At 74.2% G+C, this 15,483-nt stretch carries 9 protein-coding genes; 6 read left to right on the top strand and 3 right to left on the bottom strand.

The features are described from left to right. Positions 1-72 precede the first annotated feature (72 nt). Entirely contained in the window at positions 73-2,148 is a 2,076-nt protein-coding gene (locus ACWC94_RS05280) for an asparagine synthase-related protein (RefSeq protein WP_450795042.1), read from the top strand. A 208-nt stretch (positions 2,149-2,356) separates the two neighbouring features. Then, positions 2,357-5,683 carry a BTAD domain-containing putative transcriptional regulator gene (locus ACWC94_RS05275; protein WP_450795041.1) on the top strand — a complete coding sequence of 1,109 codons (3,327 nt, stop codon included), beginning with the start codon at positions 2,357-2,359 and terminating at the stop codon, positions 5,681-5,683. A 6-nt stretch (positions 5,684-5,689) separates the two neighbouring features. On the opposite strand, the gene ACWC94_RS05270 is transcribed toward ACWC94_RS05275, so the two are convergent. Beyond that, positions 5,690-7,582 carry a sigma-70 family RNA polymerase sigma factor gene (locus ACWC94_RS05270; protein WP_450795040.1) on the bottom strand — a complete coding sequence of 631 codons (1,893 nt, stop codon included), beginning with the start codon at positions 7,580-7,582 and terminating at the stop codon, positions 5,690-5,692. Between the two features lie 277 nt (positions 7,583-7,859). Continuing rightward, the gene (locus tag ACWC94_RS05265; RefSeq protein ID WP_450795039.1) at positions 7,860-8,624 is read right to left on the bottom strand and encodes a TetR/AcrR family transcriptional regulator; all 765 of its coding nucleotides are present in this window, start codon (positions 8,622-8,624) and stop codon (positions 7,860-7,862) included. A 376-nt stretch (positions 8,625-9,000) separates the two neighbouring features. On the opposite strand from ACWC94_RS05265, the gene ACWC94_RS05260 reads away from it, so the two are divergent. The 3 genes from ACWC94_RS05260 (at position 9,001) to ACWC94_RS05250 (ending at position 13,032) form a co-directional block, all read left to right on the top strand. Next, positions 9,001-10,380, top strand: coding sequence for an NAD(P)/FAD-dependent oxidoreductase (locus ACWC94_RS05260; RefSeq protein WP_450795038.1), 1,380 nt, complete (start codon positions 9,001-9,003; stop codon positions 10,378-10,380). 131 nt (positions 10,381-10,511) lie between these two features. After that, entirely contained in the window at positions 10,512-12,164 is a 1,653-nt protein-coding gene (locus tag ACWC94_RS05255; RefSeq protein WP_450795037.1) for an ATP-binding SpoIIE family protein phosphatase, read from the top strand. A gap of 52 nt (positions 12,165-12,216) precedes the next feature. Then, on the top strand, positions 12,217-13,032 hold the full coding sequence (locus ACWC94_RS05250) for a class I SAM-dependent methyltransferase (RefSeq protein ID WP_450795036.1): 816 nt from the start codon (positions 12,217-12,219) through the stop codon (positions 13,030-13,032). A 91-nt stretch (positions 13,033-13,123) separates the two neighbouring features. Here the strand turns inward: ACWC94_RS05250 and ACWC94_RS05245 are convergent, their stop codons facing one another. Then, positions 13,124-14,413, bottom strand: coding sequence for an MFS transporter (locus ACWC94_RS05245; RefSeq protein ID WP_450795035.1), 1,290 nt, complete (start codon positions 14,411-14,413; stop codon positions 13,124-13,126). 110 nt (positions 14,414-14,523) lie between these two features. Here ACWC94_RS05245 and ACWC94_RS05240 point away from each other — a divergent pair, with 110 nt between their 5' ends. Then, positions 14,524-15,075, top strand: coding sequence for a MarR family winged helix-turn-helix transcriptional regulator (locus ACWC94_RS05240; RefSeq protein WP_450795034.1), 552 nt, complete (start codon positions 14,524-14,526; stop codon positions 15,073-15,075). Positions 15,076-15,483: the final 408 nt, after the last annotated feature.

The raw sequence follows: 15,483 nt of genomic DNA, 5'->3' as shown, positions 1-15,483 counted from the left end.
GTGCTCCCTTCATGGCAGCATGGGGATCCGGTTCGTACGGTGCACTGTTGTCCACAGCCTGTGGAGGCGTCGATGCGGTGGTTGGTGGGGTGGAGCAGCACCGCCGCGGGCGTCGCGGGGACCGGCACCGCGGGCGCCACCGGTTACGACGGCGAGACGCTGCACCCGGTCGGCTCCCACCTCCTGTGGGGCGACCCGGATCCGCTGTGGGCCGTCGGCGACTGGCGCCCGGACGAGGTGCGCGTGGTGCGGGCCGACGCGGACAGCCACATCGCCGTCCTCGGCATCTGCGGCGCCTCCGACGAGGAGCTGAGGCGCGGCCTGTTCACCGCGCGCGGGGGCGCACTGCGCCATCTGACGGCCTGGCCCGGCAGTTACACGGCCGTCGTGAAGGTCGGCCGCCGCATCACCGTCTGCGGCGATCTCGCCGGTGCCCGCCCGGTCTTCCACACCCCCTGGGCCGGCGGCACGGCCTACGCCACCGCCGCGCTCCCCCTCGCCGACCTCATCGAGGCCAACCTCGACTTCGCGCACCTGGCCGCCCTGCTCGCCGCCCCCGAGGTACCGGCCGCGCTGCGCGACAGCACCCCGTACGAGGGCGTGCGGCGCGTTCCGCCGGGGCACGCGCTCGTGCTCCGCGCCGGGGCGCGCGAGATCGCCGGGTACGAGCCGGTCGCCTCGCTCGCCGTGGCCGCGGCCCCCGCAGACCCGGGGCGCGCCGTGGACGCCGTACGCGACGCCCTCGTGGAGGCGGTCCGCACCCGGCTGTCGGCACCGCGGCACGTGCCCGGCCTCGACCCCGGGCCGGTGCCCGGCATGGGCCCGGCCGAGCGGCGGGCCCGGCGCGGGATGCCCGCGCCCGGTATCGGCGCCGACCTCTCCGGCGGCCCCGCCTCCGGCACCCTCGCGCTGCTGGCCGCCGGGCTGCCCGGCAGACCCGGCACACTCCTCGGCCACGGCACCGGCGCGGGCGAGCGGCTCGTCGCCGTCACCTTCAATGACCTGACCGTGCCCGGCCGCGAGGCCGAACTCGAACGCGCCGGAGCCCTCGCCGCCAACCCGCGCCTGCACCACATGGTGGTCACCGGCGGCGAGGAGACCCTGCCGTACGCCGATCTCGACGGCCCCCTCACCGACGAACCCGGACCTTCGCTGGTCATGGCCGCCCGGCACCGCGCCCGGCTCGCCGCGGGCAGCGCCGACCACTTCACCGGCCACGGCGCCCGGCAGGTCCTGGACGCCCACCCCGCCCGCCTCGCCGACCTCCTCATGGACCGCAAACGGCGTCATCTGGTCCGCCCGGTCGCCGCGCTCGCCAAGGCCGACGGCTCGGTGATGGTCCCCGCGCGCGTGTACGGCGCCGCCCGCCGCCTCGCCCGCACCCCCTACCGGACCGGACTGGAGGTGCTGGGCGAGCGGCTGATGCGGCGCCGCTTCGACGAGCCCAAGGGAGCGGTCGGCGCGTCCCTCGCCGCGCTGACGTGGGCCAGACCCGGGCCGGCCGCCCGTTGGCTGACGGGGGAGGCCCTGGCCGAAGTATCGGTTCTTCTCCAGTCGGAGGCGGACCGTTCCGCAGCCGCCGCCCAGCGCCCCGGCGACTATCGCGCGCGTGCCGCCCTCGCCCGTTACGCCGCCGATCTGCGCGTCCTCGAACAGGCCGCCGAGATCCGCTCCCAGCGCCTGCACGCGCCGTTCCTCGACAACCAGGTCGTCCGCGCCTGCCGCGCCCTGCCCGAGGCCCTGCGCGTCCAGCCCGGCGCCCGCGCCGCCATCCTGCGTACGGTCCTGGAGGGCGCCGGCGTCACCGACCTTCCGCCCGGCTGGGGCGCCCCCTCGCACGCGTCCTCGGCGGCAGCCGCACGCGCGGGTCTGCGCGGGGCGGCCGACTCCCTCCTGGACCTCTTCTCCACGCCCCTCCTGGCCGACGCCGGCCTGGTGGAGGCCCGCGTCGTCCGCAAGGCGCTCCGCACGGCAGCCGCAGGCGACCCCCTCCCTCTGGACGGCCTGGCCGAGCTCGTCTCCCTCGAACTCTGGCTCCACCGCCTCCTGTCCCGCCGAGGCACCTGCTGGACGGGGACCCCGGCACGCGCGCGTGCGGTGCCCTCCGGGATCCAGCCGAGAAGAGGGGCCTTGGCCTCCGGCGCCTGAGCGGGCTGCGAAGGGGCGGCGCCCCGCCGTACCTGTCCCCGGGTCCGCCGTGGCCGTTCGCGCACCTCCCCGCGCCCTTCGGGGAGCCGCGGTGCCGCGTGCCCCGGGGCACCGCCGCAGCCGGCCGTCGTGCCGCCGGGGCGGCACATCGGGCACCGCTGAGCGAAACCCCGTCGACCCGCCCCGCGGCCGCCGCGACAATGACCAGGTGCGGTACAGAATCCTGGGCGTGACCGAGGCGGCAGACGACCAGGGCACCCCCGTACCCATCGGCGGCCAACGCCTGCGCACGCTCCTCACCGCACTGGCCCTGCGCCCGGGCCGCACCACCGCCCCCGAAGCCCTCATCGACGACATCTGGGCCGACGACCGCCCGAGCGACGCCCCCGCCGCCCTCCAGGCCCTCGTCGGCCGCCTCCGCCGAGCCCTCGGCAAACAGACCGTCAGCTCCGGCCCCGGCGGCTACCGCCTGGAGGCGACCGAGGACGATGTCGACCTGTACGTCTTCGAACGCCTCACCCGCACCGGCACCCAGGCCCTCACCGCGGGCGACCCGGCCACCGCCCACCGCACCCTCACCGAGGCCCTCGCGCTGTGGCACGGCCCCGCCCTCGCCGACCTGGCCGACCGCACCGCCGCCGCCCGCCCCGACGCCCTGCGTCTGACGGCGACCCGCGCCCGCGCCGCCGCCGCCCTCGACCTGGGCCGCGCCCCGGACGCCGTACCGGAGCTGACGGAACTCACCGCGGCCCACCCCCTGGACGAGCCCCTGCACGCCCTCCTCATCCGCGCCCTGCGCGACACGGGCCGCACCGCCGACGCCCTCGCCGCGTACGAGTCCGCCCGCCGCACCCTCGCCGACACCCTCGGCACCGACCCCGGACCGGAACTCAAAGCCCTGCACGCGTCGTTGCTCCAGCAGCAGGAACCACAGCCACGGCCGGAGCCCCGGAAGGCACCGCCTCCCGCCCGGCCTCCCGAGCGCACCGGCAACATCCGCCCCCGTCTGACGTCGTTCGTCGGGCGGGAACCCGAACTCGACGCCATTCGTTCCGATGTGCACAGGGCCCGCCTGGTCACGCTCACCGGACCGGGCGGCTCAGGAAAGACCCGCCTCGCCGAGGAGGCCGCAGCAGGGCTCCCGCAGGCATGGCTGGTCGAGCTGGCCCCGCTCGACCGTCCGGAGGCGGTGCCCGGCGCGGTGGTCAGCGCCCTCGGTCTGCGCGAGACCGTGCTGCTGACCAACGAGCTGGCGACCCCGCAGGCCGACCCCGTCGCCCTGCTGATCGAGTACTGCGCCCCGCGCAGCCAACTCCTGGTCCTTGACAACTGCGAACACGTCATCGGCGCGGCCGCCGCCCTCGCCGAGACCCTCCTCACCCACTGCCCGGGGCTCACGATCCTCGCGACCAGCCGTGAACCCCTGGGCGTCCCCGGTGAGTCGGTGCGTCCGGTCGAGCCCCTCGTCCCGGAGCAGGCGCACCGCCTGTTCGCCGAGCGCGCGAAGGCCGTCCGTCCCGACGCCGACGCGGCGCTCGCCGACACCGAGGCCGTGGCGGAGATCTGCCGCCGCCTGGACGGGCTGCCGCTCGCCATCGAGCTGGCCGCCGCCCGGCTCAGGCTGCTGACCCCGCGGCAGATCGCCGACCGCCTCGACGACCGCTTCCGCCTGCTCACCGCCGGAAGCCGCACCGTCCTGCCCCGCCAGCAGACCCTGCGCGCGGTCGTCGACTGGTCCTGGGACCTGCTGGACGAGCGCGAGCGCACGGTGCTGCGCGAGGTCTCGGTGTTCGCCGGCGGCTGGGACCTCACGGCGGCCGAGGCCGTGTGCACCGGCCCGGCGGCCGACCTGATCGGCGCCCTGGTCGACAAGTCCCTCGTCGTCGCCGCCCCGGACGCCACGGGCGGCATGCGCTACCGCATGCTGGAGACCATCCACGAGTACGCCACCGAGCGTGCGGCCGAGGTCCCCGGGCTGCGCGCCACGGCCGAGCGACGGCACCGCGCGTGGGTGCGGGCACTGGTCGAGGAGGCCGAGCCGCGCCTGCGGTCGGCGGACCAGCTGCCCTGGATCTCCCGCCTGGAGACGGAACACGACAACGTCCGGGCGGCCCTGGACCGCTCCGTCCGCGCAGGCGACGAGGCGGAGGCGGGCGCGATCGTCGTCGCCATCGGCTGGTTCTGGTGGCTGCGCAACCACCGCCGGGAGGCGGTGTCCTGGGTCCGGCTGGTCCTGCGCCTGGGTGTGGCCCTGGACACCCGGGCGGCTTCCCGTCCCTCCGGGTCCCCCGCGGACGCCGACGACCCGGAGACGCTGACGACCCTCATCGAGTCGGCCGACCCGATCGGCTCCCTCGTCTCCGCCCCCGACGGCGAGGCCGGGCACCCGCTGCGGGAGCTGCGGATGGACCTGCGGATGCTCGACCTGTTCCTGACCTCCGAGTCGAACCCCGAGCACCTCGGGACCGACCCCCGCTCCCCGCAGTACATCGCGCGCGTCCGGGCCGCCTACGAGCCGGGCGGTCCCCGGGCCGCCCGCCTCCCGGGCATCGTCTGGCCGCTGACCGCCTACTACCTGGGCGGCCCGGTGGACGTCGGCCCGGACATGGCCGCTGCCGTCGCCAACTGCCGTGCGTACGGCGGCGACTGGGAGGTCGGTGTCTCCCTGATGTACCGCACCCATATGACCGTCGACTCCCCCGGCAACCTGCGGGGCGTGGACGAGGACCTCGCCGAGCTGCGGACGCTCAGCCGGCGCGTCGGGGACCGCTGGATGCGGGCCCAGGTGTGCAGCGCGGCCGGCGAGGCGGCCATGGCGCGCGGCAGGTTCGACCGGGCACGCGGTGAATACGAGGAGGCGCTGCGCCTCGCCTACGAGGTGGGGGCCTACGCCGAGTCGCCGTTCCTGATGGCGCGGCTGGCCGAGATCGCCTACCGCTCCGGCGACCCGCAGGCCGCGCTGTCCGCCCTGGACGAGGCGGAAGCGGCCGCCGACCGCTACGCGGTACCGGAATCGCGCGCCTTCGTCCTGCTGATGCGCGCTCACATCGCCGTGCGCCACGGGCGGATCGTCCAGGCCCGCGAGCTGTACGAGGCGACGTGCGCGGTGACGCGGGGCGGCAACCCGCCGCCGCAGTTCCTGGCGGCCCTGCGCACCGTCGAGGCGCTCCTCGCGGCCGACGAGTCGGGCCCCGAGCACGGGCTGCCGATCCTCGCGGAGGCGCTGCGCGAAGCCGTGGCCCAGCGGTGCTCCGAGGCGATCACGGCGGTGCTGGTGGACACCGCGGCCGGCCTGCGGGCGCGGTGCGGCGACCCGGCCGGCGCGGTCCGGCTGTTCGCCGCGGCGGACCACTGGCGCGACGGCAATCTGCGTCCCGAGCCGGAGCGCGGCGAGGCCGTCCGGGTGCAGGCCGAAGCCCGTGCGGCCCTGCCCGCCGGGCGGTACGCGGCCGAGCGCGCCCGGGGCGCGTCCCTCGACGTGGCCGCTGTGCTGCGGGAGCTGGGCGCGCCGAAGGTGGCCGCGGAGCGCGGCTGAGGACGGCTACCGGCAGGTGAACCGGGACTGGGCCCAGTCCGCGAGCGCCGCCCGGTCGAAGAGGTTGCGGTGCGGTCGCACGACGAGCCGTACGGTCCTGCGCCCGCTCAGGTCCACATGGACGGGCACGGCCCGGTCGTTGCCCTTGACCGTCCCGGACTGCCACAGCCGGACCCCGTCGGCGTAGACCGAGAAGGACACCTTGCCGAGGCCGAGTGTCATGTCGTCGACGCCGGCCAGTGCGTCGTAGGCGGTGCACTGGCGGTTGAGGGCGACGGTGACGGAGGACTCGCCGTGCACGGTCACCCCGCGCGTGTACCGGGTGCCGCCGACCGACATGCCGTAGCGCTGCCACACCCAGCTGCTCTCGCCGAGCCGGATCTCGGGCCGGGTGCCGTCGCCGGTGAGGTCGTAGTGGAGGTCGCTCAGCTCGTAGACGGCGGTCGCCGGCGGCGGAGCGGGCTTCGGGGTCGGCTTCGGCGTGGGCGTGGGCGCGGGATTGGGAGTGGGAGTCGGTGCCGGTGCCGGAGTGGGAGTCGGCTTGGGCGCCGGTTTCGGCGTGGGGGTCGGGGAGGGCGTCCGCGTCGGGGCGGGGGCCGCCCCGGCAGCCGGTACGACCGGCCGGGGAGCGGGCTTCTTCACCTGCTTCGGCGGGGTCGGCTCCGGCGGCTCGGAGCGCACGACGGGCGCGGGCGGCGGCGGCCCGGCCGTCTTCTTCGCCGGCGGGTGGCCGTCGTTCACCAGGGCCAGCGCCACCGCGGCGGCGGCCACCGCGACCACACCGGCCGCGATGCCCGCCTTCACCGGCGCCCCGAGCGCCTCGGAGGCCGCGGCTCCGCCCGCTCCGCCGGACGAGCCGGGGGCCGCGGCGGCACCCGCCGCACCGGCTCCCGCCCCGCCGGCGACGATCCCGAGCGCCTTGGCGTACCCGGCGGCCCCGAACCAGCCGATGACCGCGACCGGGACGACAGCGGGGATACCGCCGGCGACCTCCTCGATCTGCGCGGCGGCCAGCCGGCACCTGGCGCATTCCTCCAGGTGCTTGCGCAGGCCCCGTTCGGCGCGGACGCGCAGTTTGCGGCGGGCGTAGGTGCCGAGCTGGTCGGCGTAGCGGGCGCACTCCTCGTCGCCGGCGAGCGAGGCGCTGACGTGAGCCTGCAGATAGGCCTGCTTCAGCCCCTCGCGCGCCCGGCTGGCGAGGACCCGGGTGCCGTTGGCGTCCAGCCCGAACAGCACGGCGACCTCGCTCGGGGACTCGTCCTCCACCTCGGTGTGCCACAGCACGGCCTGCCAGCGCTCGGGCAGGGAACGGAAGGCCCGCATGGCCAGGGACTGCTCGGCCTCGTGCATCGCGCGCACATCGGCGCCGAGGTCCACCGTGCCGTCGTCGGACACCTCGGATGCGCGCGAGGCCCGCTGGGAGAAGACGGCGAAGTCGTCCACGAGCTGCTCGCGCCGGGCCGACCTGGTCCAGTGTGCGGCGACGCGCCGCACGGAGGTCAGCAGATAGGCCCGAACGGCGTGCTCGGGCCCCGATCCGCCGCGCACCGCCTGCAGCATCCGGGCGAAGACCTCCGCCGTCAGGTCGTCGGCGGTGTGCCCGTCCCGGCAGCAGGTGCGCGCGTACCGGCGTACGGAGTCGGCGTGCCGGCGGTAGAGCTCCGCGTAGGCGGAGTCGTCACCGCCGCGCATCCGCGCGATCAGCTCACCGTCGTCGGGGGGCGTCTCCCGGGGCGGCGGCAGCACGCTGCCCCCGCGCTGGGCGGGCACGCTCGCGTCGCCCCGCCCGCCGGGGGAAGCCGCACGCCCGCCCTGGTGCGGCACCTGGGGCGGGGTCAGCCCGGCGGCCTCCGCGCCCGCTTCGTCACCGCGTGACTCGTCCCACCCGTCAACGCCCATCGCGGACAGCCCCCGACACCGGCCCAGCCCAACCCGTCACCGGCTCAGGGTGCCACAGGGTCCTTTGGTCAAGGACCCTGCGTGCACGGCATCCACTCGTCCGAGGGCCCTGGTCATCACGGGTACGCGCGCACCACCCGAACGAGCGGGCAGCCGTTCCGCAGGGGCGTGGGACCGCATCGGCACGCGGCTGCCGCCGCGCGGGCGCGACCAGCCACATCAGACCCGCGGCCCGACGACTGCGCGCGCCCGCACCCCGAACCGTCCCGGCCGGCCCCTACGCCGGCCGGGACCGGAGCCCCTCCAGCAAAATCTCCAGCAGCCGGGCGGAGGCCGCCGCCTGCTGCGCCGCGTCCGGCAGAGAAGGCGCCGCGGTGGCGATCACCAGCAGCACATCCCCCACGGACACATCCGCCCGCAGTTCCCCGGCCGCCCGAGCCCGCTCCACGAGCTGCCCGACCACCTCGAGCAACACCCCGACGCCGCTGTCATCGGCAGCCCCAGCGGATTCCCCCGGCACCAGCCGCAGCTCACCGGCCCCCGGCTGCACCCGCTGCTGAGGCACCCGGGCCTCGCCCACGGCCTCGGCCGAACCGGCGGAGCCCTGCGCGGAGCCGACCAGCACCTGCGGCGGCAGCAACCGCCCCGCCCCCGACGCCACGGACGTCCGCAGGAACCGCGACAGCGCCGACCACGGCTCGTCCTCCTGCCCCAGCGCGGCCCGCGCCTGCTCGGTCAGCCGCGCCGTCTCCTCCTCGGCTATCCGCCGGACCAGCACGTCCTTGCTGGGAAAGCGCCGGTACACCGTGCCGACACCCACCCGCGCGCGCCGCGCCACGTCCTCCATCGGCGCGCCGTACCCCAGCTCGCCGAAGACCTCACGCGCCGCACGCAGCACGTGCTCCAGATTGCGCTGTGCGTCCACCCGCAGCGGAGTCGTACGCGACCCGTCCGCGCGTCCGTTGGCCGCCGCCGCGCTCACCGCGCCACCGCCGGGCGCGATCGCGGTTGCCGATGACCAATGCGTGTCCTGAACATGCATGTATTCCCCCGGTAATGACGTCTCCCCCCGGAGACTCCCCGTCACTGAACGCGGAGTGCGCGGAACGTGCGCCGGTCCCGACCGGGTCCGCCCGTCGCGGCACCCGCTCAACCACATTCCCTACACCCCGTCGACACATGAACATAGTTGAGAGGGGGTCAATTCAGAAGGGGCAGGTTCCGCACAGTGCGCCCCCCGATCGGAGTACGGGTCTTGTACGTCCCGTTTCCTCACCTTCCATCCACCTCGCCCGCCCCCACTGACCTGCCCCCTTTCGTCCCGCCCGGACACCACGCCCGGCCCCGCGCACACCCGGCCGCCGGTCACACAAATTGCCGGGGCTGTGGACAAACACCTGCGCCGGGTGCGTCATGGGATGGTGAAGGAACGTGCGCGCATTCTGGTTGTCGGCGGCGGCTACGTCGGGATGTACACGGCCCTGCGTCTGCAGCGGAGGCTCAAGGGCGAGCTCAAACGGGGTGAGGTCGAGATCACCGTCGTCACCCCCGACCCCTACATGACGTACCAGCCGTTCCTCCCCGAAGCAGCCGCGGGTTCGATTTCCCCTCGCCATGTCGTCGTACCGCTGCGCCGCGTTCTGTACCAGTGCCACGTCGTCATCGGCGAGGTCACCTCCATCGACCACGCGGTGCGCACCGCCGCCGTCCACACCCTCGCCACCGCCGGGGAAGGCAGGGCGGCCGAACTCCTCGGCTACGACGAACTCGTGCTCGCCCCCGGCTCGATCTCCCGCACGCTGCCCATCCCGGGCCTCGCCGAGTACGGCATCGGCTTCAAGACCGTCGAAGAGGCCATCGGCCTGCGCAACCACGTCATCGAGCAGATGGACATCGCCTCCTCCACCCGCGACCCCGCCATCCGCGACGCCGCCCTCACCTTCGTCTTCGTCGGCGGCGGCTACGCCGGCGTGGAGGCGCTCGGCGAACTGGAGGACATGGCCCGCTACACCGCGCGCTACTACCACAACGTCCGCCCCGAGGACCTGAAGTGGATCCTCGTGGAGGCCTCCGACCGGATCCTGCCCGAGGTCGGCGCCGAGATGGGCCGCTACACCGTCACCGAGCTGCGCCGCCGCAACATCCAGGTGCTCCTCGAAACCCGCCTGGACTCCTGCGCCGACCGCGTCGCCGTCCTCAGCGACGGCCAGCGCTTCCCGACCCGTACGGTCGTGTGGACCGCCGGCGTCAAACCCCACCCGCTGCTCGCCGCCACCGACCTGCCGCTCACCGGGCACGGCCGGCTGAAGTGCACCGCCCAGCTGACCGTCGACGGCGCGGAACACGCCTGGGGAGCGGGCGACGCGGCGGCCGTACCCGACGTCACCGCCGCCGAACCCGGCACCGAGACCGCGCCGAACGCCCAGCACGCCGTACGCCAGGCCAAGGTCCTCGGCGACAACATCGCCCACGCCCTGCGCGGCGAGCCCCTGGAGACGTACGCCCACAAGTACGTCGGCTCCGTCGCCTCCCTCGGCCTGCACAAAGGAGTCGCCCAGGTCTACGGGCACAAGCTGAAGGGCTACCCTGCCTGGTTGATGCACCGCGTCTACCACCTCAGCAGGGTGCCCACCGTCAACCGCAAGGCCCGCGTCCTGGCGGAATGGACCCTCGCCGGGCTCTTCAAACGGGAGATCGTCTCGCTCGGTTCACTCGAACATCCGCGAGCGGAGTTCGAACTCGCGGCCGGTGGAAAGCCTCCTCACAGCCCCTCGGACAACCCGAAGGGGTCGTCCTGACCGGACCCAGGAACTCCCCGGCCCGCCCAGGCGTCTGACGGATGTCGCCGAGGCGCCGCCCCTGTCAGACTGCCCCACGTCCGCGGCCGGGCCACCCACCCGCCCACAGCACCCACGAGGCTTCTTCCCAAGTGAACTTCACGCGCTGGAGCGCCCGGCTCCCCGGAACGCAGCGCCGCGCCGCCGCGCGGACCGAGACCCCGGTCTCCCCGGACCGGCGGGGGGAAGGCTCCGTGCCCGCGGCCCGCGCCGAACAGCCGGCCGACGGCACATCCCCGGTGCCCGCCGTCGACGAACTGCCCGCGCGCGACGTCCTCGACCGCGTCCCGGCCCTCGTCGCGCTCGTGCACGGCCCGGACCACCGCATCGGCTACGTCAACGACGCCTACGCGGCGGCCTTCGGCGCACGGCCCACGGACGCGCCCGCGCGTGAGGCGCTCCCGGAGCTCGCCGAACTGGGCCTGCTCCCGCTCCTCGACCAGGTGCTGCGCAGCGGCAAGCCGCGCACCCTGAAGTCCCGCAAGGCCGTCGACGGCCGGTCCTACACCTTCACCTGCACCCCCGTCGCCGAGGACGGCGACCGCGACGGCGGCGTCCTCGTGTTCGCCACCGACGTCACCGACCACGCCGAGGCCGCCGAACGCCTGCGCGCCAGCGAGCGCCGCCAGCGCGAGACCGCCGTCACCCTCCAGCGGTCCCTCCTCCCCCAGGAACTGGAACAGCCCGACGACCTGCGCATCGCCGCCACGTACCAGCCCGGCGGCACCGAGGCCGCGGTCGGCGGCGACTGGTACGACGTGATCACCCTCGGCGGCGGCCGCACCGCCCTGGTCATCGGCGACGTCATGGGGCGGGGGGTGCGCGCGGCGGCCGTGATGGGCCAACTGCGGACGGCCGTCCGGGCGTACGCCCGCCTCGACCTGCCCCCGCACGAGGTGCTCCAGCTCCTCGACGGCCTCGCCGCCGAGATCGACCCCAACCAGATCGCCACCTGCGTCTACGCCGTCCACGACCCCAACGAGGGCCGCCTGGTGTACGCCTCCGCCGGCCACCTGCCGATCCTGGTCCGCGACGAGAACGGCACGGTCTCCCGCGCCGACGAACCCACCGGCCCCCCGCTCGGCACCGGCGGCTGGATGCACTCCTCCGGCTCCATCGCCCTCGGCCCCGGCGCCACCGCCGTCCTCTACACCGACGGCCTGGTCGAGCGCCGCGACGAGGACCTGGACGAAGGCATCGCCGCTCTCGAAGGCGCCCTCGCCGGCGCCACCGGCACCCCGCAGGTGGTCTGCGACCGCCTGGTCCGCTCGGCCGGCGTCACCGCCGACCACGACGACGACGTCGCCGTCCTCGTCCTCCAGCACCCCGCCCGTACGGGCCCCGACGGCGACCTCTTCCGCAATGCCGCCCTGGAACTCCTCGGCGGCGTCGAAGCGGCTCCCCGCGCGCGTGCCTTCGCCTCCGGCGTCCTCACCAGCTGGCGCTTCCCCGCCGAACTGCACGACCTCGGCGTCCTCGCCACCAGCGAACTCGTCGCCAACAGTCTCCAGCACGGCACCCCGCCCATGCGGCTGCGGCTGCGCCGCACCGACCGCCGCCTGATCGTCGAGGTCACCGACGGCGACGACCACCTGCCCCGGCGCCGCCGCGCCGAACCCGCCGACGAGTCCGGCCGCGGCATCGCGATCGTGGCGACCATCGCCTCGAACTGGGGCTGCCGCCGCACCCCGGGCGGCGGCAAGGCGGTGTGGTGCGAGTTCGTCCTGCCGGCGAACAAGGCGTGACCCTCTGCGCGGCATCTCGCCGAGCGGCCTGCCCGGTGCTAAAGCCTCTCTCATGGCAGACGCACCGGGTTTTCACCTCAAAGGCACCCAGTCCGAGCGGTACGAGACCTACGCCGCCCCGATCAACACGCCGTTCGCGACCGCCCTCCTGGACGCCGTGGACCTGTGGCCGGGGGCCGCGGTCCTCGACCTCGCCTGCGGCACCGGCTTCACCGCCCGCGCGGCAGCCGCACTGGTCGGCCCCACCGGCCGGGTCTACGGCACCGACATCGACGAGGGCATGATCCGGGTGGCCCGGGAACGCCACCCCCGTCTCTACCCCGACATCGAGTTCACCGTGGCCCCCGCCGACCGGCTCCCCCACCCCGAGGGAGCCTTCGACGTCGTCGTCTGCCAGCAGGGCGTCCAGTTCTTCCCCGACCTCGCCGCCGCCCTCGCCGAGACGGCCCGGGTAACCCGCCCCGGAGGCCGCTTCGCCGCGACCGTATGGGCCGCCCTGGACCGGCAGCCCTACTTCCGCGCCCAGCTCCACGCCATCGAGGACCACGGCAGCCCCGAGGCCGCCGAGGCTCTCTCGGAAGCCTTCTCCTGCACCGCCGAGCTGTTGACCTCGGCCCTGCACAAGGCCGGCTACCGCGATGTCGCCCACCGCGAGGTCAGCTTCGGCATCGCCCTGCCCCCACTGGACTCCTACGCCCGCGACCAGCTGGCCTGTACCTCCTGGGGTGCCCTGATCGAGGAAGCCGGCGGCGAGGACGCGCTCACCCGAGCGGGTGACGTGGTCCGCGACCAGCTCGCCCCCCGCCTGGCCCCGGACGGCACGGCGACCGTCCCCTTCACGGCGACCCTGGTCACCGCGGCCCGCTGAGCCGAGGGGGCCGGCACACGGCGACGGCCGCCACCAGAAGGTGACGGCCGTCCAGGACCACAGCGGGCTGGTCCATGGGCTCACACGGGGCTCACGCCTCCGCCGCCACCGGCTCCGCAGGCGCACCACCGCGCGCCACCAGCCGGCTCTCGCGGGCCGACCACGGCTGGTCCTGCACGGCGGTGAGCCGCCGCCCGAGCCGCAGCGCCAGGACGGTGATCCCCAGCGAGAACAGCAGGAAGGTCACGATGTACGGCGCGTGCAGCGAGGCGCCCAGGGGCCCGCCCACCGCCGGACCGACGGCCAGGGCCAGCTGCTTGACCAGCGCGAACGCCGAGTTGTACTGCCCGGCCATGCCCTCCGGCGCCAGATCGGCGACCAGCGGCGCGACCGTCGGCGACAGCATCGCCTCACCCAGCCCGAACAGCGCGTACGTCGACACGAAGGCGGCCGTCGCCATCTCCTGGCTGCCGTGCCCCAGCCCCGCGTACCCGGCGGCCAGCCAGGCGACGGCCCAGATGAGGCCCACCCCGGCGATCACCCGGGACCGCCGACGCCGCTCCACGAACTTCAGCACGGCGAACTGGGCGACCACGATCATCAGCGTGTTCGCGGCCAGGGCCGTCCCCAGCGCGGAGGTGGATATCCCGGCGGCCTCGACGCCGTACGCGCTCAGCCCCGACTCGAACTGGCCGTAGCAGGCGAAGAACAGCACGAAGCCCAGCACGCACAGCTGCACCATCGCCCGGTTCCCGACCAACTGCCTCCAGCTGCCCTTGCCCGACGCCGTGGGAGCCTCCTCCATCCGCGGCGAGTGCGGCATCCGCACCGTCGCCATCACGCCGACCAGCAGCAGGAACATCGCCGCCTCGATCGCGAACAGCAGCGTGAACGACGACACGCGCGTGGTGTCGACGAGATGACCGCCGATGAGGCCGCCGACGCCGAGCCCCAGGTTCTGCAGGAAGAACTGCATCGCGAACGCCCGCGACCGGGTGTCGGCCGAGGAGCAGTCCACGATCATCGTCGCCAGCGCCGGCTGCATCACGGCCTGCCCGGCACCGAGCGCCGCGGCCGACAGCAGTACGGCGGCGGCACTGCCCGCCAGCCCCAGGCTCAGCGCGCCGAGCGCGGCGGTGACCAGGGCGGCGAGCAGGACCGGCAGTGGGCCGCGCCGCACGATCGCCCTGCCGGCGAACGGCAGCACGATCAGCGCGGCCACGGCGAAGACGGCGAGCACGAGTCCCGCCGTCATGGCTCCCAGCCCCCGCACCTGCGCCACATAGACGTACAGGTACGGGACCGTGAAACCGAGCCCGAACGCGCTGAGTGCGTTGCCCACGTGGATCCGGCGCATCGCTGCGCCCATCGCCCTGGTCACGTTCACCTCTCTCACTAGTTAGGTGTGAAGACTTCGAAGCTAAAGTTCGAAGCTAAAGAGTACACATCGAAGGACTTCAAGGCAAAGGCGCCGCGTGCGATACTGCGGCCATGGCCGACACCGCCCCCGACGTCACCGAGCCGACCCTCGACGAGCAGATCGCCGCCTACCAGCGCGAGTTCCGGGACCTCGACCCCCAGGTCGAGAAGATCGTGTCGGCGCTGTCCCGGCTCAACCGCCGTATGAACGTCGCCTACGGCCGCCAGACCTCCGCCCTCGGTATCAGCAACGCCGAGTGGGAGGTACTCAAGGCTCTGGTCCTCTCCGGCGCCCCCTACCGCATGGGCCCCAGCGACCTCGCCAAGCGCCTCGGCCTCACCCCGGCCGCGATGACCCACCGGATCGACCGCATGGTCTCCGAAGGACTGGTGACCCGTGAGCGGGACGAAACCAATCGCGTACGGGTCATCGTCGAGCTGACCCCGGAGGGACGGGAGAAGTGGCTGGAGGCAATGCGCATGGCGACCGTCTTCGAGGAGGACCTGCTCCAGGACCTCACGCCGGCGGAGCGAGCGGTCCTCGGCGAGGTGCTGACCCGCCTCCTGCGCAGGGTGGAACACGCCCAGCCGGACGCCGGCGGGCGCCTCAGCGACCTCGACTGAGGGTGCGGAAAAGATCTTGACAGGGGCCGGTTGACACGCCCCTCCCCGTTCCGTAAAGTTCTTCGGGTTGCCACGGAGCCGTAACGGTTCCGCAGCAACACCTCAGCCGCCCCGAGCGGCGCCCCTCACACCTACAGCACGATCTCCCGCACGGGTTGTTTTCGGCGTGCCCGAAATTCAATTCGACGGGAAGCCCGGTGGCCCGATTGGGAAAAGCCGAGCGGATCCGCTAAGGTTTGAGACGTCGGAACGGCCCAACGGCCGGGAAGACAACCCCCCTGACTGGGAGTCAGACACCGAAAGGATCTGATAGAGTCGGAACCGCCGGAAAGGGAAACGCGGAAGCGGGAACCTGGAAAGCACCGAGGAAATCGGATCGAGAAAAGATCTGATAGAGTCGGAAACACC

This window comes from Streptomyces sp. NPDC001135 (assembly GCF_053598395.1).
The sequence above is the reverse complement of the archived record's forward strand: the minus strand, read 5'-3'. Positions and strand labels throughout refer to the sequence as shown.